Source organism: Streptococcus sp. 1559 (assembly GCF_013276735.1).
GTDB classification, from domain to species: Bacteria; Bacillota; Bacilli; order Lactobacillales; family Streptococcaceae; genus Streptococcus; species Streptococcus pseudopneumoniae.
The window spans coordinates 1-25,339 of sequence record NZ_VMLO01000020.1 but is presented as its reverse complement, the minus strand read 5'-3'; the positions used below and the strand labels follow the sequence as shown (position 1 = coordinate 25,339).

Here is a 25,339-nt window from a genome sequence, read left to right as displayed (position 1 = left end):
AACTGGCTTGAAGCCATAACAAAAGCGCTTTCAAGACTTCCTCCATCACTCCCTAAATCCTCAGAAAAGATTCTATAATTTGTGGAAAAGTCTGAAAATCACTCCATGTTCATATAAACTGTCATTTTCAAGAAACAAGGTCAAACCTTACAAGAGCGCAAAAAACACCTCTCTGAATGTTCATTCCAGAGAGATGTCCCTTTTGTCTTAACTATTGTAAATCGACTGTCTAAAGTCATCTGAATCTTTGAGATAAGCTTTATAAATCGCTTTTTTCAGTTTTTGAACTGGAGTTTCAATAAACATAAATTTCTGAGCTGTTGTGTTTCCTGCTTTTATTTGAGCAAGTTCCTCTTTAACAGCTTTATTCATAAGCTCTTGTAATTTTTCTTTACTATCAATCACTTCTTCTTTTCCGTTGTAATTTATAGTAATTGGTGTTAACTTACCTAATTTCTCAACACGCTCATTTATTTGCTCTTTTTTGAACTCAGCATATGTTTTTCCTAGAATTTTATCAAAAATATATTTATCTGATAACGGTACTCCCTCTGCTTCAGCTTCTTCTTTAAACTGATTTGATACATAAGGAACAAATCCTTCATAGTAGCCCAAAGCAGCCATCAATTCAAAGGCTTGTTTTCTAAAGGTGATGTCCCCACTCATACCAGAGTCATTTTGACTAACACCATAAATGGTATCAAACATATCAACGGTATAGTAACCATTTGGTGCAATTTTACCTTTATCCTTAAAGCCAGCAATGATATAACGATTGACCAGGATATGATTGTCAATTAAACTATCAATATCTGTCAAGTTTTTGGCATCTTCTAAGGTCAGAGCTTGAATCTCCTCACTCTTATGAGTTGCTGGAATTACTGTATTACGATAATCTATCCATCTTCTAAATGGTGAACTAATCGGAACTATTTTCTTGAAATATTTAGTTTTTTCTTCATCAGTTAGATTTTTCGTTGCCTCAGCTTCTAGATAATCTAGAGTATAAAGGACATCAAAACTTCCCTTCATGTAAGATTGCAAATCTTCTGCCGTTTTAAATCGATCAGGTGTCTTATTGTAAAATCCATCCTTATCACTCTCATCATATACAAAGTTGAGATTGAAATAAGTATCCTTTTCTGGATTATAGGAGTTTTCAAAAATACCACGCGCATAAAACTCTGCGGCTGTACCATCTCGACGACCGTGATTATTAAACAAGACCGTTCTATCTAGTAAGTGCGTCATTTCATGAGAATAAGTCGCTGAACCTCTATCATCCAGAACTCTATCTATAAAGTAACGGACACCTAATCCATTAGCCTCAGCTCCCACCTTACTTACTGGAGAATAGTAATTCATAGGAGTCATAAACTGGTCGACCCCCTTATCAGCTCCACTACCAGTAGCTGGTGACCAAGTGCTATCAATCTGGGCATTCGGATTACTTGTATATTTCTTCATCGTATCAATAATCAAGCGATTTGTCAGCAACTTATCACGATTTTCTGGTTTTGTTATACGATAAAGAGTATCGACATAGTTGGCTTGTTGTACAGCCGCCTTTTCAATTAAAGACTTGACTCTAGCAAGCTCAGCCTGGTACTTAGTTGGATTAGACTGGGCGAGAGAAGTATCTATATAGGAACCAATATTACCGTAAGTAATCGTCGCCATATTACTAATCACATAAACATTTGGTTCTTTCACATTCAAAAGTCCCAAAATAGCAGCCATATTAGCCTCTTGTTTACGAGGATCCTTTTCCCCAGCTGTCAACTTGCTATACAGCCCGACATGCGCTGAAGGATTTTCCTTAGATGGTTTTTCAACAATCATAGCTTGGCTAGATTTTTTAAGCCAGGTATCCGCATCATCTGACGTAAAGAGTTGGCGATTGCTGTCTAAAAATTCCTTCAAGCTAGCCTTACCTGTAATGGTAGATAAATACTTTGTAAATGTTTGAGGACTATTGGTCAATTTCATCTCTTCATAAGACATGGATCCTAATTTTTTCAAACTATCCAAGGCTGTCATTGTCTTATTACCAAATGAGCTTGGATTAAAGGCCAGAATATCACGAATATTCGTGTCCCCAAATTGAATATTATAAAAACGATTGATATAAGACAGTCCCAACAAAATCTGCTCTTTGTATTGCTCCAGCTCTTGTTTGACCTTGCTGCGATTTTCAGGGGTATCTCCTATAATTCCTAATGTATGCGAGGCAATCTTTTTGAAACTTGACTCAGCTTGCCTCTTCGTCTGATCAAAGCTTTCTTGGATTGACAGTTTTTGAAGATACTCTATGCGCAACATATCTTTGACCTCTTGGTCAGTGATATTTGGGTGTGTTTTTCTGAGCGCAATTCTCCTTGTTATAATATCTCGAGGATCATAGGTAGGCTCTAACTGTGCTTTTAGTTTACTGTCATGTAAGAAGTCTACTGACCTCGCGCTTGTGGTCAGAGCAGACACATCCACAGCATCTTCTCTCTCACTATTTGTTGGAAGGATGTGTGGTTTATCCTCCTGACTACCAACTAAAACAACTCTCGGTTTCATTGGTTTTGTTATTTGACTCACTTCTCGAGGATTAACCAATTCACCAGTTTGTTCATTGATAGCGTAGGTTCTGGTCAGTGTATTCTCACCAACTTCTCCTTCAGAGGCTACCTTTTCCATCTTTTTAGCAAGAGAAGAATCCTCTCTTCGTTCCTCAGTAACAGCAATCGGTTGTATTACTTTTTCCACATTACCAACTTGAATCACTTTATCGACTGCTGGATTTACTTGTCTAGTGGTGTCAGATACCGTCACCTGACCTGTTGCCTGGTCTAGTTGATAAGTCGTCCTAGTTTCCACCGAACCATCACGCCCTGCAACCGCTACTTCCTCTTTTCTGAACTCCAAAGCAGGATTCACCTGGTAGATCATTTTATGAGATAGGACAGTGGTTTCAACACTCGGTTTAGTTCCAACTTCTACAACTTGATCAACTTTGTTGGCTACTATTTTGACAGTTTTACTCTCAGAAATATTGCCACTTGCTTGATCTTTGGTATAGGTAGTAGTAACTTGTTCTTGTCCCTCAACACCCGAAATTTTTACTCTTGTAACGCCGTGGTCTAGCGCTTCATTCTTTTCATAAATGGTTTCATAAGGAACAGCTTTGGTCTCTACTTTGGTCTGAGGAATTTGAGTGTCTTCTTTAGTACCAACCAAGATTACTTTTTGTCGCATAGCTTTAGTTATTTCAGTTTTCTCAATTGGATTTGTTAACTCTCCTGTCTCCGGATTAACTTCATAAGTTTTAGTGACGGTTGTTTCCCCTTGCTCACCTGCATCTTCAACCTCTTCTTTTCCTTTTGGAAGTTCAGGGTTATCTTTTCTCAACTCGGTGATTTCTATAGGTGACACGATCTTTTCTACATTTCCAACTTTTACTATTTTGTCTTTAGCTGGAGTGTTTTCTGTTGTAGTTTCTTCTGAGATAGCTCCTGTTTCTTGATTTACTGTGTATGTTGTAGTTGATACTGAGCTACCATTCTCCCCTGGTGTTTCTTCTTGTTGCACATTGTAACTTAAATCTGACGATGCTTTATAAATTGTCTTAAAAGGAATTTCTTGTGATTGAACTGTTGGTTTTGTTCCTACTGCCGTTATTTTCGCTTGCATTGCTTTGGCTACTTTTGTTGAAACTTCTGGATCAGTTAATTCTCCTGTCGTCGAATTTACTTTATAAACACTTATAGTCGTTGTTTCTTCATCTTGACCTTGTTCTCTAACTACTTTAACCCCTTTATCAAGTGACTCATCCGCGATAAACTGTTCACGTCTTTTGGTTGTTGATCTTGTTTCTTCTACATTTCCAACCTTAACAACTCTATCTACTGGATGTTTTTCTATTTTTGTTGAAGTGTTTTCTACTATTTTCCCAGTACTTTCATCAAAACTGTAAGAAGTAGTTGTCACTTCCTTACCATTTTCGCCTGCTACTTCTACTCGTTGCTCTTTGTAATTTAAGGCTGGTGAAGCTTTATATGTTGTTTTATATTCCAATACTTTTTCTTTCGTTACTGGACTTGGGACAGTTGGTTGCTCTTGTGAATCTGACTGTTCTTGGGGAGATAAGGGTTCAGGCTGAACAGCTGATTCTGGTTCGTTTCCTTGACTTGGGTTGACCTCTGGAGATGGAGCCGTTTGTTCTGGTTGTTCTGGTTGTTTTTGGGGTTCTTGTGGGGCAGACTCACCAACATCCTTTACCCCCTCAACTGGATTCTCCAGCTGGTTCTCCTCACCCTTTTGTTCCGCAGGAGATTGATCTTCTTCGCGTCCTGATTCCATGGCTGGGGTTGCTGGTTCAGAATCTTTGGTCTCAGCAGTTGCTTTAGATGGTGGCTTGGACTCAGTACCTTGTGGGGCAAGAGTTTGATTCTCCTCGCCCCCTGATTCCATGGCTGGGCTTTCTGGCTCAGAATCTTTGGTCTCAGCAGCTACTTTAGATGGTGGCTGGGACTCAGTACCTTGTGGGGCAGACTCACCAACATCTTTTACCCCCTCAACTGAATTCTCCAGCTGTTTCTCCTCACCCTTTTGTTCCGCAAGAGATTGATCTTCTTCGCGTCCTGATTCCACGGCTGGGGTTGCTGGTTCAGAATCTTTGGTCTCAGCAGTTTCTTTAGATGGTGGCTTAGACTCAGTACCTTGTTGGACATGAGTTTGATTCTCCTCGCCCCCTGATTCCACGGCTGGGATTGCTGGTTCAGAATCTTTGGTCTCAGCAGTTTCTTTAGATGGTTGATTAGACTCAGTACCTTGTGGGGCATGAGTTTGATTTTCCTCACCCCCTGATTCCACGGCTGGGCTTGCTGGTTCTGGTTGCTTCGGCTCGGCTTTGGGTTTGTCAGGTGTTTGTTTCTCTCCTGGTGTTGCTTCTGTACCCGGCGTTTCTTCTGCTCCTGGTCTTGATTGTCCTATTCCATCAGCTGGTTTTGTCTCTGTTTCATTCTCTACTATTGGAGTTTTTTCAGGTTGAACTGGTCTACTTTCCTCTAGATCTGGAGTTACAGGTTGTGTTGGTTTTGGTGCAACTTCTTCCTTAGTCCCAACTACAATCACCTTGTCCACCGGATCTTTTGTGATTATATTTTCTATAACTTTGCTAGATTTTTCCCCATTAACGATAGTGACTTCCGTATAGATGGTGCGTTCACCAACAACACCTTCTTGAACAACTTTAGTTTGCCCTTTAGCTAAGGTTGCATCTTCTTGTTCTATCGTTTGGAAAACAACCTCCTCTGTAGTGATTAGCAATTCTGGTTTCTCTACTGTGGCATTTAACACACCTTCCTCAGGACTTGTTTTATAATCACTATTATCTTCTGCTTTCGGTTGTTCTACTTTGGGATTTCCTGCAACTTCTTCCTTAGGCCCTATAGGCACAATTTCATCAGGAGCTTCAACAATTTTCTCAACTGCGTAGGATGGTTGAGGAGATTGCACAAGGTCTTCAGTCGAGCTAAAATGAGATGCAGTCTGTGGTACAATCTTCTTAGATTGAGGTTCTGAACTTTCCTCCTTTTGAGATAATGCTGGCGACTCTACCTTATCAACAGAAAGTTCCTTACTAGCACTATCTCTTACCAAATAATATCCCGTAAATTCGTATCCTTGGACTCTTTCAGGACTTGGTAGAAACTGACCTTCTACTCTCTTAACAAGGGCTGGTTGCAATTCTACCAAATTTTCTAAAGCAGAGATGGATGCTACCCAGCCACCAACAGCAAAGACTGTCACAAGGAAGTAAGACGCTCCCCTTTTTCTCTTGATTAAAGTGAAGGAAAGCAATAATAATCCTGCTCCCAAGATAAACATCCCATCATTAGAAAAAAGACCTGTTTCTGGTAATCTTGTAGCCAATTTTCGATAGATAAAGTAGTATTCTTTTCCCTCTTTTACCTCAATTTTATTTTCTTCAAACCATTGCAACTCAGATTTCAGCTTTTCAGGTAAATCCTGCTCATCCAAATAATGACTTGAAATTAGTGTTGAACTCGTTGCGGTAGCCTGTACAGGTTGAGCACCCATACCAGCAAAAAATAAACTCGTTCCTAGCAAGACCGAGCAAGCTCCTATTGCATATTTCCTCAAAGAAAAACGCTGCTTTCTCTCAAATTGAAATTCTTCCATCCCATCTCCCATCATTCATTATTACTGTATATTTAGTATATCAGAAATAGTCTATATTCACAAATCTTTCTAGTTATTCCCTTATCATTCCAAGTTAAGGGCAACAACATACAATAATTTTTATTTAATACTCTTCGAAAATCTCTTCAAACCACGTCAGCGTCGCCTTGCCGTANNTTTTCATTGAGTATAAATGTATATCAATATTTTTTGTTTTTCTTAATAAACGCAATGCAAAAAGAGCCTGTTGCCAAGCTCTTTAGTCTATTATTTCTTCTCAGCGCGAAGAGCTGACAAGATTTGTGTACGGATATCATCCACACCATTTGGAGTATTTGGTAAAAAGATGGTTTGATTTCCTTTAGAGGCAAAGGTGTTCAAGGTATCCAAATACTGGTTGGTCAAAAGGATGGACATGATTTGTTCTTCTGTCATGCCAACATTGGCTTCCTTGAGTTCGGTGATAGATTCTGCCAATCCATCCACAATCGCCTTACGTTGTTGGGCAATCCCCACACCATGAAGGCGGTCTTTTTCTGCTTCGGCTTCAGCTGCAGTGACAATTTTAATCTTATCGGCTTCTGCCAATTCTTGCGCTGCGACCCGTTTGCGTTGCGCCGCATTGATTTCATTCATGGATTGCTTAACTTCTGCATCTGGCTCCACCTTAGTAATCAAGGTTTTCACGATAATGTAGCCGTAAGTGGTCATTTCTTCTGCTACTTGGTGTTGAACTTCAAGGGCAATCTCATCTTTTTTCTCAAACAATTCGTCCAAGGTTAATTTGGGAACAGAAGAGCGAAGAGCATCTTCGATATAAGATTTAATCTGAGATTCTGGACGCATGAGTTTATAGTAGGCATCTGTCACGCTCTGCTCATTGACACGGTACTGAGTCGCTACATTCATCATCACGAACACATTGTCCTTGGTCTTGGTCTCAACCACAATATCACTTTGCAGCAAGCGCAACTGAATGCGTGCTGCAATCGAGTCAATCCCAAAAGGCAAGCGAATATGAATACCGCTGTTGGAAACCTTTTGGTATTTCCCAAAGCGTTCAATAATCGCCACCGACTGCTGACGAACCACATAAACTGTACTCAGTGTGACTATCACCAATAGGAGCACACAAACAATCAGAAAAATCATGAAAAATATTGCCATAATGGAACCTCCACAAGTATTTTTCTAGTATTATATCACATTTAAAGAAGGCTGTGCCGTTTTTACTGCGATTTTTCCTGAAATGTCAATAATTAGAGGTGAAACTGCATTTCAAGTTAGTAATCTCTTTTTTTCACTGCATTAACTTCTATAGAATCTTCATCCATAGTCAGAGAATGACTTGCCTTAACTTTTCTCTCGTGCTATACTATTTATGAAATTAATGAATAGGAGATATTTCATGAAATCAGCAAAAACTACTGTTACAATCCTTTCTGCACTTGCATCTGTCGTCTTATTATCTAGTTGTGCAACAAAGTCTACAGAAACACAGACAAGCAATAAGAGCTCATCTGATAATCAGATTACAATGACATATGACCAACTACGGTCAAGAGAAAATACTATGTCAACCCTTTGGTATCAAAAATCAGCTGAAACCAAAGCCTTGTATCTACAAGGTTATAATGTTGCCACAGATCGTCTAAAGGAATTACTGAAAACAGAATCAGACAAGCCTTATTCAATCATTTTGGACTTAGATGAAACAGTCTTAGATAATAGTCCTTATCAAGTTCAAAATATCAAAGACGGAACAGCATTCACACCTGAAAATTGGGATATTTGGGTTCAAAAAGCTGCAGCAAAAGCCGTCCCAGGAGCCAAGACGTTTCTTCAATTTGCCAATCAAAACGGCATCCAAATTTACTATATTTCTGACCGCTCAGTTAATCAAATAGATGCTACGATTAAAAATCTAGAAAACGAAGGAATCCCTGTACAAGGGCGTGATCACCTCATGCTCTTAGAAAGTGGTGTAAAATCCAAAGAAGGGCGTCGCCAAGCAGTTCAAGAGAAAACTAATCTAGTATTACTATTTGGTGATAACCTCGTAGACTTTGCAGATTTTTCGAAGATTTCTGAATCTGACCGTGATAAACAACTTGAAGAATTGCAAAAAGAATTCGGTGAAAAATTCATCATCTTCCCAAATCCAATGTACGGATCATGGGAAACAGCTGTCTACGCTGGCAATAAATTGGATGCTAAAGGTCAAGTGGAAGAACGCCAAAAGGCTTTGCAAGGTTTTAATAAATAAAACAAATAAGCTGATTCTATATAAACTAAGGTTAACTTACAATCTTCAAAAAGTGGATAGGAAGGAATTCTGATAATCAGAAAACTTTCCTATCCACTTTTTTAATTGATATAACATCAAGCTTTTATACATCTGATACTATACGTTTTTCTGATTTTAAAGACTTTGTCGCCTAGACCCTATATTTCAAGCATTAAGTGACCTTGATGATATAAATTTATTGTGGTATACTATTTTTGTCATCGGTTACCGATTACGTTCCTATGGGTTCGTGAGAGGAGGTGAAACTAATGAGCCTTATCATAGAGCTCGCTCTTACTATTATAGCGGATGTTATAGCTGGAATTATCTTGTATTTCGTCTGCAGATGGCTAGATAGTAAGGAGTAGACCGAGTGACTAGCCTATAAACACCCGTTAAATCGCTAAGATACGTCAAAAAAGCCCTTAACTACGGCAATAGTTAGGGGCTTTGGTGTTCTAATGAACCTTATCAATTAACTATATTCTAGCATATAATCTACAATAGTTCAAGCATTAAGTGACCTTGATGATCTAAATTTAGTGTGGTATAATACTTTTGTCATCGGTTACCGATTACGTTCCTATGGGTTCGTGAGAGGAGGTGAAACTAATGAGCCTTATCCCAGAGCTCGCTCTTACTATTATAGCAGACGTCATAGCTGGAATCATCTTGTATTTCGTTTGCAAATGGCTAGATGGTAAGAAGTAGACCGACTGACTAGCCTATCAACACCCGTTAAATCGCTAAGATACGTCAAAAAAGCCCTTAACTATGGCACTAGTTAGGGGATTTGGTGTTCTAATGAACCTTATCCATTAACTACATTCTAGCATATAAGCCCAGATATTTCAAGAGTTTTATTTATTATTTAAAGTTCCTTAGTTCTGAAAGGTATTTGATTTTTCATCAATTCATTTAAAAATACTATACAAATTTCTTTACATTTTCCATAAGTGTGATATAATGAACTCAATAAGATAACTTGTGAAGGATAGACGCTGGGTCCCAGAATGGGGTAGACTGAAAGGTTGAGCATTCCTATGTGCCTGGGGTTATCTTTTTATTTTGATTTTTTAAGGCTCTCTACAAAGTTTAGAGGGTCTTTTTCTATTTCTGTAATGATAAAGTCAACAAATTGCTGTGAATAGGTATAGTGCTCAGACTTACCTATTTTATGGCAATATGCAAATTTCTCGTCAGTTTTTATTGAATAGAAATCAATGATTAAGGTTAGAACATATTGATTGAAACCAGATTTATAATTTAATTTGATATTCTTCTTGTTTAATCGATCATTTACAACTGAGATGATATTCCCGTATGAATATTTGTGAGTCTCTGATGGATCTTTTAAATCTTTTACTATTGCTACTTGAGAGGGAGATTGATTTGCAATTGAGACAACGAAGTCAGCTTCAGACTTTTTCTTTGTGATGTATAGGTTTTGTTTTACACCGATTGCAAATTTATCTGAATTATACTCAGAAACAAGAACATCTATAGCATTTGCTTGCTGAATAAACTTTTCTGCAATTTCCGCTGGGTATTTTAGTCTGATTTGTTCATTTGTCAGAGGCTCATAACTTGCTGATATAGTTAGGAAATTTTGTGCAATGGTCTCAGTGATGTCTCTACCATGAAATCTCTGAAGTTCATTGACATAGTTAAGTACACACGCTTGAAATAGTGGAGCGTACTTTAGTTCGTAATCCTCTGTAATATAATGTGTGCTGATATTTCTAAGCTCAATAATACGCTCCAGATTTAGTCGAATTCGTGTACTATCATCGGAATAAATTTTCTTGATAACATTTTCAAGGCTGAGAGTTCTATCTGGATTATCCTTAAAATAGATTGATAGATTTCTATTTAGCATTTCAGACTTCAACATCAACTCCCAAGCATTACATATGAAAAAACTGAATCCTTCAATACGATATTTGATTGTAGGCTTGTTGTAAATTTCCAGCCCCATAATAAAGGCCTCAACACTTTTATCAACAAGTCGTTGACTTAAATTTTTCATATTTTTCTTCCCTCCAATCTAACTATTAAGCAATCTTTTTAATAAAAACAGTTGCTTTTTATTTTTTTCTTATTCATTTGTCAAATTTGCCGTTTTTTACAGTTTAGTTTATAAAGTCGGATTTCCCTTCCTCCATAATTTTCTTTTATAAAACATCAAGCCCTTAACTGACATCTGATTACTAAACAGGTAACTTACGAAAAATACGCAGACATATCAGAATTACAAGAGAATTTCTAATATCACTATATCGCTTCTTTTATTAAAGACTAACTTTTTTGTTAAAATGTTTATACTCAACAAAAATCAAAGAGCAAATTAGAAAACTAGGATTATATATTCCTGTAGAATATACCAAAACACCCCTTAACTATCGCACTAGTTAAGGGATTTGGTGTTCTAATGAACCTTGCCTATCGATTTTATTCTAACATACAGGTCCAGATATTTCAAGAGTTTTATTTATTATTTAAAGTTCCTTAGTTCTGAAAGGTATTTGATTTTTCATCAATTCATTTAAAAATACTATACAAATTTCTTACATTTTCCATAAGTGTGATATAATGGACTCAATAAGATAACTTGTGAAGGATAAACGCTGGGTCCCAGAATGGGGTAGACTGAAAGGTTGAGCATTCCTATGTGCTGGGGGGTATCTTTTTATTTTGATTTTTTAAGGCTCTCTACAAAGTTTAGAGGGTCTTTTTCTATTCCTGTAGAATATACCAAAACACCCCTTAACTATGGCAGTAGTTAGGGGCTTTGGTGTTCTAATGAACCTTATCCGATAAAATTATTCTAACATACAGATCCAGATATTTCAAGAGTTTTATTTATTTTTTAAAGTTCTGGAAAGGTCTATAATGAAGTTAGCCATCTAGTATCAAAAAACCAACTAGCTCCTATGAACTAGTCGGTTTCTAATCAATGTGCCAACATTTCTTGGGCGATTTCTTGTCCAGATAGGTTATCTGGGTAGTAGGTTGGCCAGTTATCCATTTCTTCAAAGAGGGCTTCTTGGCTGGTGCCTCCAAAGAAGATATGGAAATGTTCTGCCTTAACTGGGGCGATATTGTGGTCACTAAACTGAACATACTTGAACTGTCCAGCGTCCGCATCTGTCGCTTCAAAGAGGAAGCGCACACCACGATTACCTTTCTTGTAAGTTAAGATTTTCTTTCCAACATACTTATAAGTATATTTCTTACTTTGTCCACCTTGAACAAATTCCATAGTGTTATCAGTAATATTAATCTTAGTCACATCTGTCTGATAGCCTTTTGTATAGTAGGCCTTGTACTCAGCCTGAGTCATCTTACCAGTCAACTTAGCCTTGTAGTCAAAGACTTGATCAAAAGTTCCATCTTCAAGGAAAGGATAAACTGATTGCCAGTTACCTGCATAGTCACTCAAGGTGCGGTCCTTGACGTCTGCATCCTCAAAGTAACCATTTTGAACTGTCTTGGTATCCTCTGCCTTTTCAGGCTCGATTGCTGGACCTTCTTGGTCCGTTGTTTGTTTCAAAGCCTTGAGGTTTTTCTCCATGATAGAGATGTAATTTTCTCCCGCCTTGGTGTCCTCTTCTGTCAGACTTTCTAAAGGATTAAGGACATCTGTTTTGACACCTGCCTCTTTTGAAAGTGTGTTAGCAAGGGCTTGTGAGGCATTTTCTTCAAAGTAGATATAGGCGATTTTATTTTTCTTGACGTACTCTGTCAATTCTGCCAGACGTGCAGCTGATGGCTCTGCATCTGGTGAGAGACCTGAGATTGATACTTGCTTGAGACCGTAGTCCAAGGCAAGGTAGTTAAAAGCTGCGTGCTGAGTCACAAAGCTCTTTTGTTTGGCTTGAGACAAGCCTTCTGCATAAGCCTTATCCAATGTTTGCAATTTTTCGATATAGGCAGATGCGTTCTTTTCAAAGGTCTCTTTTTTATCAGGATAATCTGCCGATAAGCTGTCACGGATGTGCTCTACTAGTTTAATGGCACGAACTGGTGATAACCAAACATGGGGGTCAAACTCATGGTGATGGCCTTCTTCTCCATGGTCATGGTCTCCCTCTTCTTCCTCACCACCTGGCAAGAGCAACATATCGCCTGTCGCCTTGATGGTTTTCACTTTTTTCTTATCCAAAGTATCTAGCAATTTAGGAACCCAAGTTTCCATGTTTTCATTTTCATAAACGAAGGTATCTGCATCTTGGATTTTGGCAACTGCCTTGGCAGACGGTTCGTATTCATGGGGTTCTGTACCAGCACCGATGAGGAGTTCTACATTAGCAGTATCTCCTGCGACTTGCTTGGTAAATTCATAGACAGGGTAAAAGGTTGTCACGATATTGAGTTTGCCATCTGCCTGTTTTTGATTGGAACAAGCCACTAAAAACAAGGCACATAAACTGGCTAGCAATAAGCTAATTTTTTTCATCTTAGTCTCCTATTTGATAAAACGTCTTACTAAACTAATTAGTAAGAAAACAGTTACAAAAATAATGGTAATACTTGCACTTGCAGGTGTTTCTGCATAGTAGGAAATGTAAAGTCCTGCTACCATTCCCAAAAATCCAATAGCACTGGCTAACAGCATAACCGATTTAAAGTTTTTCCCCAGACGCAGGGCAATACTAGCTGGCAAGACCATAATGGTCGATACCAGAAGAGCTCCTGCTGCAGGAATCATAAGAGCAATGGCCACCCCTGTCACCATGTTAAAAAGAATAGACATGGTACGAACTGGCAAGCCATCCACAAAGGCCGTATCCTCATCAAAGGTCAGGATATACATAGGACGAAGGAAGAGGAAGGTCAAAATCAAAACAACCGCCGCAATGACAAAGAGGGAAACGACCTGCTCTTCGCTGATAGTCACAATCGAACCAAAAAGATACTGGTCCAAACTCATAGAACTCGAGCTTTTCCCCTTGCTCATGACAATCAGAGAAACAGCCAGACCCGTTGACATGAGGATTGCTGTCCCGATTTCCATAAAACTCTTGTAAACCGTACGGAGATACTCCAGAAAGACCGCCGCAATCAAGACAATAGCAATAGTTGAAATAGTCGGAGAAATCCCTAGGACCAGACCAAAAGCTACACCCGAAAGCGAGACGTGGCTGAGGGTATCACTCATCAAACTCTGACGGCGCAAGATAAGAAAGGTTCCTAATACTGGCGAGAAGAGACTCATGGCAATAACCGCCAGAAAGGCACGCTGCATAAAGTCATAAGATAATAAACTAAGCATGACCCACCTCCTGATCATTCTCATGAACGTTGAAACAACGCCATGGCGAGTCTTGGTTACGGACTAGATGAATATTGCGGTCCGCATAGTCCTTAACTTCTTCAGGATCATGGGTAATCATCAAAACAGCCTTGCCATGATGATGGGCGCTGTGGTGCATGAGTTCGTAAAATTCATTTTTACTTCCTGCATCCATCCCCGTTGTCGGCTCATCTAGGATAAACACATCTGGGTCAGAAGCAAACATACGCGCAATCACCGCTCGCTGCTTTTGTCCTCCAGATAGAGACCCCAAGCGTTTGTCTCGGTGTTCCCACATACCAACTGAGTCCAAACTAGCCTTGATATGCTCCTCATCATGAGCATTCAAACGACGGAACCAACCCTTTCGTGGATAGCGACCCGACTTGACAAACTCATAAACTGTACTTGGAAAACCAGCATTAAAACTGGCAATCTGTTGAGGAAGGTAAGCTATTCTCAATTTCTTACCCTGCGTATTTGTCTTTGAAATAGTTACCTTACCAATGCGTGGTTGGAGAATTCCAAGACTGGCCTTGATGAGTGTCGTCTTAGCCGCTCCATTCTCCCCCGTCAAGGTAACAAATTCCCCACTATCAACACTATAATTGATATGTTCAAGAACAGGCTCCTTATCATAATAGAAGGATAAATCCTCTACCGTAATATATCTCATTATTTGATTTCTCCTACTAAAGCAGTCAAAAACCGCTGGATCACTTTTTGTTCATTTGGAGTAAACTGAGTCGCCACTTGTTCATAGGTTAAAAGTGTATGCTCATGGTGATGGTGGTGCTCCTCAGCAATTGGACGAGCCAAATCAGTCAACTGATAAAAAATCACACGCGCATCCTTAGGATCTTTAGATGTTTCCAACATGCTTTCCTTGACCAAAGATTTAATGGCCTTGGTAACTGCCGCCTGACTGACATTGAGGCGACGAGCTAATTCTGAATTTGTTAAAGATTCCTCTGACAAAAGCATGAGAATATGCTCCTGGGTATTGGTCAGAGCCACCTCGCTAGTGCAATGACCTATTAGAATTTCATGCTGATTTTCTGCCTGCAAAATCACCTCATTCAAAAAAGCATCGATATCCTTCGCTAGCTGTCTCATATCTGACTCCTTTCCTTTTGGATTTCTCCATTTTTAAGAGAAAAATACTATTCTGTAGAATTTTATTTACCAGTTAATTATATCACAAGCAAAAAAAGAGTCAAGAAAAAACGTAAAAATCGGCTTCATTCTTGAACTCTTCTATATTATTTATTGAAATTCTTTGACATCTCCATCATAAGTCGCCCAATCTTTGCTGAAAAAGCGCTCATTCAGATGGTAAGTCGGAGCTGGTGTGGGATTGGATAGGAAAGGATCAACTGCCTTGTCAAAAGCCAACCAACCCAACCAACCAAGGTGAATGGTGTCCTTCATAAAGAAAGGCTCCCCACCATCCTTAGAAAAATCTGCTATATTGGTAAAACCTTGACTCTCTAACTGGTAGCGAATCTTCTGCACCGTTTGTTGGTACATATCCTCTCGTAGACCAGCATAGTCCATCCATTTTTTATTAACAGGTGGAATGATAAAAATCGGGTTTACTTTAGATTTAGAAAACTGTGTTAAAACCAACTGCAAGTCATTATACTCTGGCGACTTGAGATAGGTGAAGTTTTTCTGAGAATCCTTTAATTTCTTCAAATCCTTCTTGATCTGCTTATTATAGAAATAATTTTCCATTCCCAGATCATTATTAGAAGTATTTTTTTCTGCATCTGCTTTAACGACATCTTCTATGGCTTGATAAGAAAACTGGTCTGGCAAGGTCTTTAAATACTTAACTACATGTTTATCATAATTGACATAGCCTCTAACGGAAAACTGACCAAAAAAGGAAGCTTGTCGTTCATTAAACCGAGCCAATAATTCAATCATGTCATTGTCTGCCGTCGACAATTCTTCCTTACTTGCCAACTTCTGAACCAGATCCTTCATAGCTACGTTAGGAAACTGCTGTAGTAAGCGAGTCGCTGCATATTGACTCGCCTGATCTCCAGATTGATGTTCCAGAAAACTGGTCAACTGGTCTCCATTAAAATACTGCTGAAAGGCTGCTGGCTCATAGCCATTTTTACTGAACCACTGAGGTGAGATAACATACACAACTTGTTTATTCTCCAGCTGTGGCAACATCTGTTGCATTCCAAAATACTGATTAAGCGATGCAGCTCCCCTCTGTCCTAAAAGATAAGGACGGTAGGAGCGATTGTATTTCTCAGCTAATACCGCAGGATGAGCACCATCAAAACGAAGCCATTCACTAGAGCCAAAGAAGGGAACAAAACGCATATTTGGATCAGATAGTGCTCTGACTTTTTGACTTCGCTCCTTAAAACTATCGATAGTAGTAGCCACCGCTGAACGCTTTTCAGCTCCTAGATTATGACGCATCTCAGTAGGATAAAAGAAAATGAGCAGAAAAACCAACAAACCAGCTATCAAGACCGGTCCGAAGATCATCCATAAGCGTTTAAGCATTTTGTAGCTCCACAATACCAGCTATGATTTTATTAGCTGTATTCCAGTCATCGCGACCAAACTCTGTCACAGGGACACGAATATCAAAACGGTTCTCAATCTCCACAATCAACTCAACCGTTCCCATACTATCCAAGACACCTGCATCAAAAAGATCTTCATCCATCATGTCAGAAACATCTTCCATAAACAACTCATCAATAATTTCGATAACTTCTGATTTGATATCCATATTTTATTTCCTTTTATTTTTTAAACCATAGGTCATTCAAAAATCCAGAAAAGATTAAGAATGACAGCATGACGACATGGAAGGTGACAACCATGCCAAGCAACTGAATCCAGCGATTATCAGGTAGAGCAGCTTTCCCTGCTTTTTTCCGTTCCTTATTGAGCGTCTTTTTCTTACGAATCCAAGCGTCATTGATGACCAAGCCTAATCCATGAAAGAGTCCATAGGCGATGTAGTACCAAGTCACTCCATGCCAAAATCCCATGATTAGCATATTGACAACGTAGGCTACACTTGAGGTTACATTGCGATTTTTAAAGACCTTCTTTCTGGTCAATACCATGACCATTCGCATAAAGACAAAGTCACGGAACCAGAAAGACAGACTCATATGCCAGCGATTCCAAAACTCCTTCAAATCCCTTGATAAAAAGGGCTTGTTAAAGTTGATAGGGCTACGGATTCCCATTAAATTTGAGATGGCTAAGGCAAACATAGAATAACCTGCAAAGTCAAAGAAAAGTTCCAGACCAAAGGTATACATAACTGCCAAGGCATAGAGGTTAAAGAAGCCACCTGACTGCAAGGCTAAATTCTTCAAAGGAGGCAACAAGGTCTCTCCTAAAACATGAGCTAGGATAAACTTATACAAAAATCCCCACATGATATAGCGAACAGATTCATCCAGCATATCCATCAACTCATCTCGCTCAGGAATGGTCTGATAATTTTCATTAAACCGCTTAAAGCGATCGATTGGGCCACTTGAAAAAGTCGGCATGAAGAGAAGGAAACGGAGGAATTCCCAGAGGGTAAAATCCTTAATCACTCCATCTCTCAGCTCGATGATAATCCCAACCGAACGAAAGGTCAGGTAAGAAATTCCCAAAAATCCAAGCAAAGACTGCGTTCCATTGATAGCTGGTTGCACCTTGACAAAGATAATCGGAAGGAGGGACAGAAAACTAACTAAGTAGAAGACCCACTGGCCATCCTTACTTTTTCGATAATGCTTGTAGAAGAGTACGAGCAATATTTCCCAGCACAGATAAATACCCAAGGCAGCTAGTTGATTGGTCTTCCCACCTACCAACATGGTGACGATAAAGAAGAGGCTAACCAGCACTTCATACCAGGCAAAGCGTTTCTTGAAAAAGAGGCCGATAAAGATGGGCAAGGTTGCAGCAATCACATAGACAAAATACTGAGGATTGCCGTATGGCTCTAAATGAGGAAGCTGTTGAAAGAACTCCATCATCTCTTATTCACCTCGTTAATCAATCCTTTAATGTCAATCTTTCCATTTGGAGTCAGTGGCAAACTGTCTTGATAAAGGAATTTAGACGGCATCATGTAGGACATCATGATGTCTGTCAAATCTTCCTTGATGGCCTTGGTAATATCGATATCACGCTCAAACTGCTCACGCACACCATCTTTTAAGATGACATAAGCCAATAGATTTTGCACCTTGTGGTCCTTATTATAGCGCGGTACTGCGACAGCAGACTCGATAAAGCGAGACTTGTTGAGGTTTTGAGAGACATCTTCTAACTCAATGCGGTAACCGTTGAACTTAATCTGGAAGTCCATGCGTCCGCCGTAAAGAAGCAAGCCCTCATCTGTCATGGTTCCTACATCTCCAGTATGATAGGCTGGCAGACCTTCAAACTCAAAGAAGGCTTCCGCTGTTTTTTCAGGATTGTTCATATAACCTTTTGAAACGGCTGGTCCAGAAACAATGATTTCTCCCTGTTCGCCATTTGGCAGTTTATTTCCTTCCTCGTCAATGATAAAGGTTGGAGAATCAGCCTTGGTATAGCCGATTGGTAGACGTTTGAGAGTCGCTAGCATCTCATCTGTCACGGCAACTGCTGACAGGGCCACTGTCGCTTCTGTTGGACCGTAGGCATTGATAATACGGGCATTTGGGAAACGCTCGCGTAGTTTTTGAGCTGTTTTAACCGTCAATTCTTCACCATCAAAGTAGAAATGCGTAATACCTGGCATTTTCTCACTGTTGAAGTCTTCAGACAACATGGCCATATCCGCAAAAGAAGGGGTTGATGTCCAGATAGCGATTGGCAATGAAAAGATGGTCGCAAAGAGTTGCTTAAAGTCCTGAGTAATAGCTGAAGGAAGAGCGAAAAGCGTACCACCAAGTGCCAAGGTCGGTGCCCAGTACATGACAGACAAGTCAAAAGAATAAGGTGGCTGAGCCAGCATTTGCGGACGACTTGGCGTCGCAAATTCCTTATCCGTAATCATCCAGTTGGTAAAGCTGAGGAGGTTATCATGTGAAATCTGCACTCCCTTTGGCTTACCAGTCGTACCAGAAGTAAAGATGATGTAGTAGTTATCATCGCCCTTGACTGGATGCGTGATCTCATAGCTAGTCCCTTGAGCAAAGGCTTCTTGAACCTGAGCTAGATTCATCATCGGTGTAGAAACCTGCTCCAATGGAAAGTCTGAAATGGCAATAATCAAACTTGGCTCCGCTACTTCTAAAATAGCTGAAACTCTCTCCAAGGCCGAATGGCTATCAATTGGAATGTAGGCATGCCCCGACTTAGTCAGCGCTACAAAGGTTGCCAACATTTCATATTCTTGGCCACCAAAAACGACCACAGGAGACTTCTCAGGCAAGCCTAGTTGGTCAATGGCTGCAGCCAAACTATCCGAATCAGCCTTCAAATCTCCATAAGTGTGTTCCTGCCCCCAAACATTGTAAACAGGATAGTTAGGCTGGGTCTGAGCAAAATGCTCAATGGTTTCAATCATATCTGCTATTGGTTTATTTGACACAATAGGGATTCTCCTTCAAGTTAAAATTCATTATAGATAAAGCTTCCTTGACCCTGACCAAGATAGCTAAAGAAGTAAAGCAGCCCTAGAAAGATAAGAAAATACAAGGCTGTCCGACCAAGAAAGAGGTACAATTCTTTTCTCTGTTTCATCAAGAAAAACCATTCATTTCTGTAATTTTCCGCTAAAATAAGAGTGATTCTTACTAGCTTATTTTTCTACCATTGTACCACTTTATATAGTATTTTTCAATTGTTTACCATATATTTTCAATAGATTTCAGTTTATTTTAAGGATTATGCGGTTTTTCTATGAATATTTTAAAAGAAAAAAGCCTGAGATTTTCATCTCAAGCTCTATCAAAATAATTATTTTCTAAATTAGAAAAGTGAGAATACAAGCACAGCCAAGGCTGCACCAATAACAGGTCCCACAACAGGAATCCAAGCGTAAGACCAATCTCCGTCTCCCTTGTTTGAAATTGGAAGGATACTGTGCATGATACGAGGACCGAGGTCACGCGCAGGGTTCAAGGCATAACCTGTTGTCCCACCTAATGATAGACCGATACCGACAATCAAGGTCCCCACTGCAAAGGTTCCGATACCTGCCTGAAAATCGTAAAGACCCAAAGCAAAGATTGTCAATACCAATACAAAAGTTCCTAGGATTTCACTAATCAAGTTTGATACAGTATCTTTGATAGCTGGTCCTGTGCTGAAAGTAGCCAAAATATTTCCTGCATTTTCTTCTGCCTCATAATGCGGTTTGAATTGCAACCAAACCAGAATCTGACCCAGCATAGCCCCTGCGAACTGAGCTAGGATATAAGGGAAAACGGAAGCCCAAGGCAAACCACCTTTCAAGGCCACACCAATCGTCACAGCTGGGTTTAAATGAGCTGGACTGAGCTTGCCAGATACAAATACTGCAACCGCAACTGCAATCCCCCAACCCATAGTAATCACAATCCAACCTGAGCTGTTGCTCTTGGTTTTTGGAAGAACCACACCTGCAACAACACCATTTCCTAGAAGAATCAGGATTAAAGTCCCCAAAAATTCTCCAAATAATTCATTCATCATCTTTCTGTCTCCATTAAAAAGAAGGAGAGGGTAGACTAGGAGTCCTGCCCGCCACCTCTTTTATTTTTTCTTAATTTTTTAATTCTGCTAAATCATTATTAGCAAGAGCTGCTTCGACATCCGCACGGTAAGCTGCTTTTTCTTCTTCTGACCAGTCATAGAATCGTCCCATTTCATCCAAAACTGGCTCAACGATGCTATCCAAGCTATCACGCATAAAGAGCATATGGTTGGTACGACGAAGAAGGAAGTCAACTGGGCTAAGTGCCAACTCATTGCGCATTGCATAGTGAAGGGACAAGGTATCTGCCAAGCTAAGACCTGGCGCTTGTTCCAAGCTGTGAGCAAGGGCAAAGACTTTCGGTGCATTTGAACCGTAAAGATTTGCTAGGTAATGAGCTTCCTTGCTATCCAAACCACGTGACACTCCAAGTTGCGCAAAGGCTTCGATTTCTGAGTCCACATTTGCTGGGTTCAATTCCCCACCTGAAACAGGGTAAGTCTTAGAATTGATGAGTTTAAAGCTACGGTCAAATTCTGCTTTGAGGATGTCAACCACGCGCTCCATAGCTCCTTCAGCCATCTTACGGTAGTCTGTGATTTTACCACCAGCAAGGGTCAAGAGACCATTATCATCTCGGTCCAAGCTAGAACCACGAGAAACTGCAGATGGGTCCAAATGTTTCTCAGAGGTACTGCTTTCAAGCTTGCTGACAGCAGACTCAACATCTTCACGCGTTTTTTCTTTAGAGAGATAAGATTCAACAGTAGCAATCAAGTTGTTAAAGCTTTCATCACTGATGGTTCCGTTATTTCCTCCATTGTAGTCAGAAGCGCTATTACCTGCGATCAATGGACGAAGACCTGCCCAGCTACTTTCAATGTCAGCAACTGTAATATTCGCTTCTGGGAAGCGGTTGTTGACAATACCAAGTAGATAATCTACATCTTCCTGCGTCACTTTTGGATGTTCCAAATCACCTGTGTAGTCTGTATCAGTTGTACCAAAGTAAGTCTTGTTTTCACGTGGGAGAACAAAGACCATACGGCCATCACCCAAACCTGTATCAAAGTAAACTGGCTGTGAAACCTTGATTTTGCTTGAATCCACTACCAAGTGAACTCCCTTAGTTGGGCGCATTTGTGAGAATTGCGTTCCCTTATTAGACAAATTACGTACTTTATCACTCCAAGGACCTGTTGTATTAATAACCAGACGGGCCTTGATTTCAAATACTTGGTCTGTCAAGAGATCACGAGCTACAACACCTGTAATCTTGCCACTTTCGTCAAAGAGGAAGCCTTCTGCCTTCACGTGGTTGGCAATGAGGGCACCGTCTTGGTTGGCACGTTTGATGTTTTCAATCACGAGACGCGCATCGTTGTTACGGAAGTCAAGATACACTCCACCTCCTACCAAGCCTTCTTTCTTCAAGTTTGGCTGGCGTTCCAAGACTTGATTCTTACTCAAAACCTTGTTAGCAGCTGGTGTATTGTTGACACCTGCCAAGAGGTCGTACAAGTCCATGGCTACTTTAAGACGGAAGAGGCTAAAGGTCGCTCCATCTTCATCGTAAACTGGTAAGAGCATTGGGTCTGGTTTTGGAATGTGTGGAGCAATTTGTTGTACTACTGCACGTTCTGAAACCGTATCTGATACTACTTCTACGTCGAATTGTTTGAGGTAGCGAAGACCGCCGTGAACCAATTTTGTTGAACGGCTGGATGTTCCTTCTGCGAAGTCCTGCATTTCAATCAAACCGGTCTCAAGACCGCTAGCTGCCGCCTGCAAGGCTACACCAGCCCCTGTGATTCCTCCACCGATAATCAAGAGATCCAGGGTGCGTTCCTGCATTTTTTTAATTGACCATTCACGTGTTTTCTTTGAAAATTCCATATTTACACACCTTCTAAATAAATCGCTTTATTCTGCCAGTATTAGTCGTCTACTTCCGCAAAGACTTGCGTTGCTTTCACAGCCTTCTTCCAGCCCTTGTAGAGTTGTTCCTTGCGCGATTCGTTCATCGATGGTTCAAAGAGTTCTCCTGTCTCGTTCAAAAGTTTCAACTCATCCAAGTTTTTCCAGTAACCTACTGACAAACCTGCTAGGAAGGCTGCTCCTAGAGCTGTTGTTTCCAAGTTTTTAGCGCGTGCAATGTCAATGCCTAAAATATCAGCTTGGAACTGCATGAGGAAGTTATTCATGGCTGCACCTCCATCCACTTTCAATACTTGAATAGCTGTTTGAGCATCCACCTGCATTGTGTCAATAATATCACGTACTTGATAAGCAATTGATTGAAGAGTTGCCTTGATAAAGTCTTCTTTGCTTGTTCCACGAGTCAAACCAAAGACAGAACCGCGAGCATTTTGGTTCCAGTATGGTGCTCCTAGTCCTGTAAAGGCTGGAACGACATAAACTTCATCATCATTGTGAGAATCACGAGCGTATTTTTCAGATTCTGGTGAATTTTCAACCATGCGAAGACCATCACGAAGCCACTGAATAGCACTTCCTGCGATGAAGATAGAACCTTCCAAGGCATAGTAAACCTTACCGTTGATTCCGTAACCAATGGTTGTCAAGAGGTTGTTTTCAGACAACTGCATTTCTTCACCAGTATTCATGATGATGAAAGATCCTGTTCCATAAGTATTCTTGACCATACCAGGTTCAAAGGCCAACTGTCCAAAGAGGGCTGCTTGTTGGTCCCCAGCCATACCAGAGATTGGCACCTCTCCACCATAGAAATGGAATGGGGCTGTCTTACCGTAGATTTCAGAGTTAGAACGAACTTCTGGCAGCATAGCCTTCGGAATGTTGAGAATTTCCAAAATCTCATCATCCCATTTGAGTTCTTTAATGTTATAAAGCATGGTACGAGCTGCATTTGAGTAGTCGGTCACGTGAGCCGCACCGTCAGTCAATTTCCAAACCAACCAAGTATCGATAGTACCAAAGAGCAATTCCCCTTTTTCTGCTCGCTCTTGAGCGCCCTCTACATGATCCAAAATCCAACGAACCTTAGTAGCAGAGAAGTAAGCATCGATGATCAAACCAGTCTTTTCATGGAATTTTTCCACATAACCTTGGCTTTTCAGCTGTTCAGCCAGAGGAGCTGTCTGACGTGATTGCCAAACGATAGCATTGTAGATAGGAAGTCCTGTTTTCTTATCCCAAACGACCGTTGTTTCACGTTGGTTGGTAATCCCGATTGCCTCAATCTGACTTGGTTTCACACCACTTTCGATGAAAGCTCCAGCAATAACAGACTGGACGGAATTCCAAATTTCATTGGCATTGTGCTCTACCCAACCTGCCTGAGGGAAAATCTGGGTAAACTCTTTTTGACTCGAGCTAACCTTTTCTCCTTTTTTGTTGAAAATGATGGCACGAGAACTTGTAGTTCCCTGGTCAATAGCCATAATGTATTTTTCTTGTGACATGTGCTGTCCTCCTGATAATGATCTTGAGGATATTTCCTCTTTACACTAACTAGTATACAAAATAAAGCGCTTTCTTGTTTATCAACTTTTTTTAATTTTTTAAAAAATATGAGGAGATTGTGTGAATTTCACAAAAAGACCTGGATTAACCAAGCCTTTTAAGTGAATAATAACTGACGAATCGCTACCAAATCCTCCATATCCAAGTCGTTTTTTAAATAATAAACTGGTGTCTGTTCCTTCCTATGAATCGGGTTATTGGTAACCAGCAAATCATAATGGCGAGTTCGGTCATAGGCTTCAATGGTGATAAAACGATTGTATTCCAAATACCGTTTTAAAATGGCTGCCATCCTTGAAAAGACAAGAAAACCAGATGTCAAATCCAGACCAATCCGCATATGCTGGCCACCATTTTCAGCCATATATTCGATTAATTGGAGCCATTCCCAGAGAATTTTCTTATCCAAATCCGTCCCCTGCTGAAAGGCAGGTAGAGCATGAAAAATCTCCTCTGCTGTCTCTTTAAAATCATGTTCCATCAGTAAATATGGATGACGATTCTCTAACTGATACTTGTAGCGATCCTGTAAAATATAACCCTTATAGAGATAGACTTGAGCACAAAGCTGGCTAAGTTCATAGGTGACATGGTCCTCTGTGTAGTCCCCCAGCAGCTCCTCCTTCTTCATTTCTTGAATCAATTGTGTCAGCAAATCTACCAACTGCCCTCCAAAACCAAGGATATACTCCATAGTATGAAGAGGAAGGATGCGATGAGATAGGAGGAAAGAGAAGAATATCATCATCTCCCCATCTTCAGTCCCTAGAGGAAGGTGTTGCCCAGCAAAAAAGGACGGAGTCTTTCGATGCAAACGAAGGTAGAAAATATTGTCAAAATACCCTCGCATTTTTTCTTCTATCACTTGAAACTGACAGGCATTGACCCGAAGACGTTGTTGACTGATGTGAGCCCAGAGAACCAAGTCCAATTTCTGCCCCGAAGACAAACTTGCACCGCAGATTTCTTCTAGTGTAGCAATTTCCTGTTTTCTCTCTGATTTCTGCATGTGACCTTCCCATTCCTGACTAGACCAGACCTTGCGAAAAAGACAGAAATAGAAATAGCGAATCTGATGCTCTGGACCTCGCCAACGTCCATTTTGGATGGATAAATCACATTCTGACAAAATCTGATTTAAACCAGCCAAGTGACGCCCAAGCGTAGCCTCGCTAATCATCAATTCTTGAGCCAGCTGATAGGCTAAAAATTGTTGGTGGTAGAGAAGATAGACCACAATCTGGTATTTAACAGCATTCTCCAAAAACAAGCTCCGAATATCTCTCCCCTTGGTAGCTGCACCGATCGACAGGCGCAGATTTTCATTTTCTAAGTGAATAGTCAGCTCTAAACCACTATCCAAAGTCTTGTCATTGAGCAGGGTGACATATTTGGT

At 40.2% G+C, this 25,339-nt stretch carries 17 protein-coding genes; 1 reads left to right on the top strand and 16 read right to left on the bottom strand.

All coding sequences use genetic code 11. The features are described 5' to 3' along the window. Positions 1 to 207: 207 nt before the first annotated feature. Together HT688_RS03775 and HT688_RS03770 are read right to left on the bottom strand one after the other, a co-directional pair. The gene (locus HT688_RS03775; protein WP_240148157.1) at positions 208 to 6,195 is read right to left on the bottom strand and encodes a ZmpA/ZmpB/ZmpC family metallo-endopeptidase; all 5,988 of its coding nucleotides are present in this window, start codon (positions 6,193 to 6,195) and stop codon (positions 208 to 210) included. A gap of 267 nt (positions 6,196 to 6,462) precedes the next feature. Then, a complete protein-coding gene (locus HT688_RS03770) occupies positions 6,463 to 7,347 on the bottom strand; it encodes an SPFH domain-containing protein (RefSeq protein WP_025170612.1) in 885 nt (294 codons plus the stop codon). Between the two features lie 256 nt (positions 7,348 to 7,603). On the opposite strand from HT688_RS03770, the gene HT688_RS03765 reads away from it, so the two are divergent. Beyond that, a complete protein-coding gene (locus HT688_RS03765; RefSeq protein ID WP_000833516.1) occupies positions 7,604 to 8,461 on the top strand; it encodes a 5'-nucleotidase, lipoprotein e(P4) family in 858 nt (285 codons plus the stop codon). A gap of 1,084 nt (positions 8,462 to 9,545) precedes the next feature. Here HT688_RS03765 and HT688_RS03760 read toward each other — a convergent pair. From HT688_RS03760 to HT688_RS03690, 14 genes are all read right to left on the bottom strand, one after another. Continuing rightward, positions 9,546 to 10,511 carry a DUF3644 domain-containing protein gene (locus HT688_RS03760; RefSeq protein WP_000793783.1) on the bottom strand — a complete coding sequence of 322 codons (966 nt, stop codon included), beginning with the start codon at positions 10,509 to 10,511 and terminating at the stop codon, positions 9,546 to 9,548. Positions 10,512 to 11,435: 924 nt separating this feature from the next. Next, complete coding sequence (gene adcA / locus HT688_RS03755) at positions 11,436 to 12,941, bottom strand: zinc ABC transporter substrate-binding lipoprotein AdcA (RefSeq protein ID WP_000724077.1); 1,506 nt, start codon at positions 12,939 to 12,941, stop codon at positions 11,436 to 11,438. Between the two features lie 9 nt (positions 12,942 to 12,950). Then, positions 12,951 to 13,757, bottom strand: a complete 807-nt coding sequence (locus HT688_RS03750) for a metal ABC transporter permease (RefSeq protein ID WP_000950032.1) — start codon at positions 13,755 to 13,757, stop codon at positions 12,951 to 12,953. Continuing rightward, positions 13,750 to 14,454 (bottom strand): metal ABC transporter ATP-binding protein, encoded by a 705-nt coding sequence (locus HT688_RS03745; protein ID WP_001269496.1) that lies wholly within the window; start codon positions 14,452 to 14,454, stop codon positions 13,750 to 13,752. The genes HT688_RS03750 and HT688_RS03745 overlap by 8 nt, the downstream gene beginning before the upstream one ends. Next, positions 14,454 to 14,894: a zinc-dependent transcriptional regulator AdcR gene (gene adcR, locus HT688_RS03740; protein ID WP_001249310.1), complete on the bottom strand. Its 441-nt coding sequence runs from the start codon at positions 14,892 to 14,894 to the stop codon at positions 14,454 to 14,456. The genes HT688_RS03745 and adcR overlap by 1 nt, the downstream gene beginning before the upstream one ends. Positions 14,895 to 15,044: 150 nt before the next feature. Beyond that, positions 15,045 to 16,313, bottom strand: a complete 1,269-nt coding sequence (gene dltD, locus HT688_RS03730) for a D-alanyl-lipoteichoic acid biosynthesis protein DltD (RefSeq protein ID WP_000919877.1) — start codon at positions 16,311 to 16,313, stop codon at positions 15,045 to 15,047. Continuing rightward, positions 16,306 to 16,545: a D-alanine--poly(phosphoribitol) ligase subunit DltC gene (gene dltC, locus HT688_RS03725; RefSeq protein ID WP_000351967.1), complete on the bottom strand. Its 240-nt coding sequence runs from the start codon at positions 16,543 to 16,545 to the stop codon at positions 16,306 to 16,308. Before dltC ends, dltD begins: the two co-directional genes overlap by 8 nt. A 13-nt stretch (positions 16,546 to 16,558) precedes the next feature. After that, positions 16,559 to 17,803 (bottom strand): D-alanyl-lipoteichoic acid biosynthesis protein DltB, encoded by a 1,245-nt coding sequence (gene dltB / locus HT688_RS03720; RefSeq protein WP_050090180.1) that lies wholly within the window; start codon positions 17,801 to 17,803, stop codon positions 16,559 to 16,561. Then, a complete protein-coding gene (gene dltA, locus HT688_RS03715; RefSeq protein ID WP_084675142.1) occupies positions 17,800 to 19,350 on the bottom strand; it encodes a D-alanine--poly(phosphoribitol) ligase subunit DltA in 1,551 nt (516 codons plus the stop codon). Before dltA ends, dltB begins: the two co-directional genes overlap by 4 nt. Before the next feature lie 20 nt (positions 19,351 to 19,370). Further along, on the bottom strand, positions 19,371 to 19,502 hold the full coding sequence (dltX, locus tag HT688_RS03710; RefSeq protein WP_000813667.1) for a teichoic acid D-Ala incorporation-associated protein DltX: 132 nt from the start codon (positions 19,500 to 19,502) through the stop codon (positions 19,371 to 19,373). A gap of 228 nt (positions 19,503 to 19,730) precedes the next feature. Further along, positions 19,731 to 20,435 carry an MIP/aquaporin family protein gene (locus HT688_RS03705; protein ID WP_000980823.1) on the bottom strand — a complete coding sequence of 235 codons (705 nt, stop codon included), beginning with the start codon at positions 20,433 to 20,435 and terminating at the stop codon, positions 19,731 to 19,733. Positions 20,436 to 20,505: 70 nt separating this feature from the next. Further along, positions 20,506 to 22,332, bottom strand: a complete 1,827-nt coding sequence (glpO, locus tag HT688_RS03700) for a type 1 glycerol-3-phosphate oxidase (protein ID WP_050141914.1) — start codon at positions 22,330 to 22,332, stop codon at positions 20,506 to 20,508. Between the two features lie 41 nt (positions 22,333 to 22,373). Next, entirely contained in the window at positions 22,374 to 23,882 is a 1,509-nt protein-coding gene (gene glpK / locus HT688_RS03695) for a glycerol kinase GlpK (RefSeq protein ID WP_050141917.1), read from the bottom strand. A 158-nt stretch (positions 23,883 to 24,040) separates the two neighbouring features. Then, on the bottom strand, positions 24,041 to 25,339 hold a 1,299-nt coding region (locus HT688_RS03690), incomplete at its 5' end, for an AcpB/EbpR/MafR family transcriptional regulator (protein ID WP_172923573.1).